Consider the following 3,746-nt stretch of genomic DNA (forward strand, 5'->3'; position numbering starts at 1 on the left):
CCTTGTTGCAGCTCATCCACAGCTGCCCGCTCCCATCCGGGAGGATCTGGAAGATGCGGTTGTCGAAGAGCCCCTCGGTGCGGGTCCACCGCTGCAGGCCCCCCTCCTTCCAGCGGTAGAGGCCTTCCAGGGTGCCGATCCAGAGCGTGCCCAGGGCATCCTCATGGAGCGTCAGGATCTTGCCCCTCAGCGGGCCATTCTCGGGGATCTGCATGACAGCCTTGCCCGCCTGGAGGTAGGCGAGCCCTCCGCCGAACGTCGCCACCCAGATGCCCCCCGCGGCGCGCCCCTGCAGGAAGACGATGATCTGGCCTGGAAGCTCGCCCTCGGGCATGAACGGCTCGAAGCGCTGGCCGTTCCATCGGACGAGCCCCTTGTCGGTGCCGGCCCAGAGCGTGCCATGCGTGTCCTCGTGCAGGGCACGCACGCGGGCCGGCAGGGTCCCCTGGCTCAGGCTGAAGACGGTGAACCTGCCCGAGTGCCACCGGCTGAGGCCCTGCGTCGAGCCAAACCAGAGGCTGCCGTCGCTCCCCTCGGCGATGAGAGTGACCCAATCCTGAAGGAGCCCCTCGCGTGTGGTCCAGGTCGTCATCTGTCCGTCCCGGAGGCGGGTGACGCCCCCGCCCCAGGTGGCGAACCAGAGGCTTCCGTCACGCGCCTCGTGGATGGCCGTCACCATCTCGTGCGCCAGTCCCTCCGGAGGGCCATAGGGGGTGAAGGGCGCATCCTTGAGCTGATGAAGCCCGTGGGCTTCCGTGCCAATCCAGAGATTGCCCTCATTGTCCTCGAGCAGATCCATCACCATGCTGCCGGCCAGCACATGTGCTGCATCCGGCTGCGTGCGTTGGCCGCGCGTGACCCGGAGGGGACTGCGTCCCTGGCTCCCGACCCAGAGGGTCCCCGCCCGATCCACGAGAAGGGAGGAGACGGGTGCGCCCGGCAGGCTCGCCTCGGGCATCCGCCGCAGGGTGCCCTCCTGAAGCCGGTACACGTCGCCCTCCTCAGTGCCCACCCACAGCATCCCGTCCGGGCCGCAGGCCAGCGCGCTGACCGCCACCGCCTGCTTGCCCTCGACGGGGACCGGCGCCGTCCAGGTCTTGCCGTCCCACCGCTGCAGGCCCGCGGCGCTGCCCGCCCAGATGGCGCCCTGGGAGTCCTCGGCAAGAGCCCTCACGGTCTCATGGGCAAGCCCGTCACGGTCCGTGAAGGCCCGCAAGTGGCTGCCAGAGAGCTGGAACAGCTCGCGCAGCTCCGTGGCGATCCAGAGGCTCCCATCGCTGGCGGCCAGCAGATCGGTGAAGCCCTGGAGGGCCGTCCCCGACGCCGGGAGGACGGGAGAGAAAGCGCCCTGCCGCATGCGGGTCAGCCCTCTCTCCGTACCGATCCAGAGCGTCCCGTCCTGGCTGAGCGCGAGGCGGCGGACGGCGGGGTCCGGGAGCTCGGGTGTATTCGTCTCGTCAAAGACGGTGAAGCGCACCCCGTCGAAGCGGACCAGTCCTTCCAGGGTGCCCGCCCAGAGGTAGCCGTCTGGCGTCTGCACGAGCGAGAAGATGCTGTTCTGCGGCAGCCCGTGCTCCGCCTGCCAGGAGCGGTGGGGGAACTGGAGCAGCGACTTGCCCGCCTCCAGGGCCCAGGCGCTCCCGCTGCTGCCCAGCAGCGCCACGAGCACGCCCAGAGCCAGCACACGCGCGGATCCTCTGCAGAGGTGTCTTCCTCCCATCAGGGATGCCTACCTACCACGTCAGCCACGAAATGAGGAGCCCTCCCCAACCTGTCCGGTTGTCCTTTCGGGGAGGGGACCGCACGTCACCCCTACTACGGCAGCAGGCGCATGACGGTGGTGCAACCTCGTCTGAACAGGCTCAGCTGCGGCGACGGCGGGGCAGCAGGGTCAGCAGGGCCACCAGCGCGCCCCCTACGAGGCCCATTCCCCCGCCACCCGCCGAACAGCCGATTCCCGCCATCTCCCCCTGGTCCTGTCCGTTGAGGCTCCAGTGAGCGGTCGAATCCTCGTCACAGTCGGTGGCACCGTCGTACGTCACCACCACGGTGCTCTTGCCAGCCTTGAGCGTCGTCGAGCCCGACAGCGACTCGTGTTGGCACGCCTCCGTGTCAAGGATCTGATCCACTGTGGAGGCCTCCAACTTGCCTGAGGTGGGCGAGCCGATCCATCCCTTGCCGCTCCACTTCTGGCCAGTGCCCATCTGCTCGAACGCTCCCGCGTAGTCGATGAGCAGCGTGTCGCTTTTGAGGGTGCAATCATCGTTGACGTTGCTCAATTCCATGCGGAAGTTGATGTCGAAGGTGGGCTTGGAGGAGTTCTCGGTGCTCTCTCCCTTGATCTCGCCGTCGACCTTGAGCGAGCTGGCCGCGGTCTGTCCACCACAAGGCTTGGTGCTCTCGTAGCCGAAGCCCTCATAGCGGATCAGCCCCAGGCTGGACGTCTCCCTGTTGAACTCCTCGGTGACCGCGGTGCCGAACCACGTCCTGCCGCTCTCGTCGGTGCAGCCACCTTTGTAGGTTTTCTTCGAGCCCTCGGTGATCAACTCGGGACAGTTCGTCTCGCTGTCTGCCTGGTGCGACAGGTCGGCCACGAGCATGGGCGTCATGGAGAAGAAGAAGATGGTGACCGCACTGGCACTTCCAGACCACTGCTTGACGTCATCGCCGCTCTCCAGGTTCGCTTCCTTGTAGCCGTCGAGTTCTTCCGCGGCGCCTCCTCCTCCTCCACATCCCGGCAGGGAGAGAGCAACGAGGGAAGCGAGAAGTGGCACAAGCCTGCTTGCAGACATGGGGAGTCTCCTTGATCGCGCTGAAGTCCTTCTTGTTCAATTGCGCGGAGCAGGATCGATTGGATCGGGAGCGCCCGGGCCAGCTGGGAGTCACCTGGCCGGGAGAAGGGGCAGAGCACGCGGCCATGGCGAGGGCCAGCAGCGCGAAGATCCTACGAGGAGATGGAATGGGGAGGGCTTATTGCCCCCTAAATGTGCGAGCGGGGACACCGCGACGGCGGCCCCACAGCGCCAGCGCCAGCACGCTCAGCAGCATCGGCAGGCTCGCGTCCACGGTGGTCGCGCAAGACCAGCCCACCGGGTAGCGTGCCTCCTCCTCCGCAGGCGCTGTCACCTTCACTCCATTGGACCGGGCGGTCGCGATGAGGCCCGCGCCGTTGATGGCGCGCACGGTGACGAAGTAGGACGTGCCCCCCTCGAGCGGCAGGTCCAGCGCCGTGGCGGAGGTGGCTGCACCGACCGGGGCGAAAGGCTTCGTGCTCTCGGGTGACGCCTCCGACCCGATGGCCCACTCATACTCCACCACCCCTGATTCGCTGTCGGAGAAGCCTTCCCAGTTCGCGGAGATGGACGTGAGAGAGGCTTGCTGACTCAAGTCCTCGTGGAGCTCGTCGGACTGAGGCCGGTCGTACACCCGGCCCGCGGCTGGGGGCGTCGTATCGGGATCCACGGCCACGATGAACCCGTCATATTCTCCACCGAACGTCATGTCGTGGCCTCCCGAACCGGGCAGGGCGCTGTTGGACTGGGTCATCCCGGCCAGCACGAGCCGGTTCTCCGAGCTGATGCTCAGCGCACGGACCTCGTCCTCCGCGCCTCCTCCGATAAAGGAGGTCCATCCTGGCCCTCCCTTCGCGGGGATCAGGGTCACGAAGCCTTCCGACAAGCCCGCGAACATGGAGTCGAACCCGCCGCGCATGGGCAGGCTCGCCGTGCCCATCACCCCCCCCACAT

General features: G+C 67.2%; 3 protein-coding genes. All 3 read right to left on the bottom strand.

Going from position 1 to position 3,746, the window contains the following annotated elements; translation table 11 throughout:
• Window positions 1-1,684, bottom strand: a 1,684-nt coding sequence (locus tag VD972_RS01115) for a ligand-binding sensor domain-containing protein (RefSeq protein ID WP_324979425.1), incomplete at its 3' end; no start/stop codon positions are given.
• Between the two features lie 178 nt (window positions 1,685-1,862).
• Window positions 1,863-2,792, bottom strand: a complete 930-nt coding sequence (locus VD972_RS01120; protein ID WP_324979427.1) for a hypothetical protein — start codon at window positions 2,790-2,792, stop codon at window positions 1,863-1,865.
• A 178-nt stretch (window positions 2,793-2,970) separates the two neighbouring features.
• Window positions 2,971-3,746: fibronectin type III domain-containing protein (locus tag VD972_RS01125; protein ID WP_324979429.1), on the bottom strand; the 776-nt coding region annotated here is incomplete at its 5' end.

The organism is Hyalangium sp. (genome assembly GCF_035629615.1).
Taxonomy (GTDB): domain Bacteria; phylum Myxococcota; class Myxococcia; order Myxococcales; family Myxococcaceae; genus Hyalangium.

What these genes read in the sequence shown, in the direction of transcription:
- VD972_RS01120 (WP_324979427.1), bottom strand. Translation starts at nt 2,792, where the DNA reads ATGTCTGCAAGCAGGCTTGTGCCACTTCTCGCTTCCCTCGTTGCTCTC.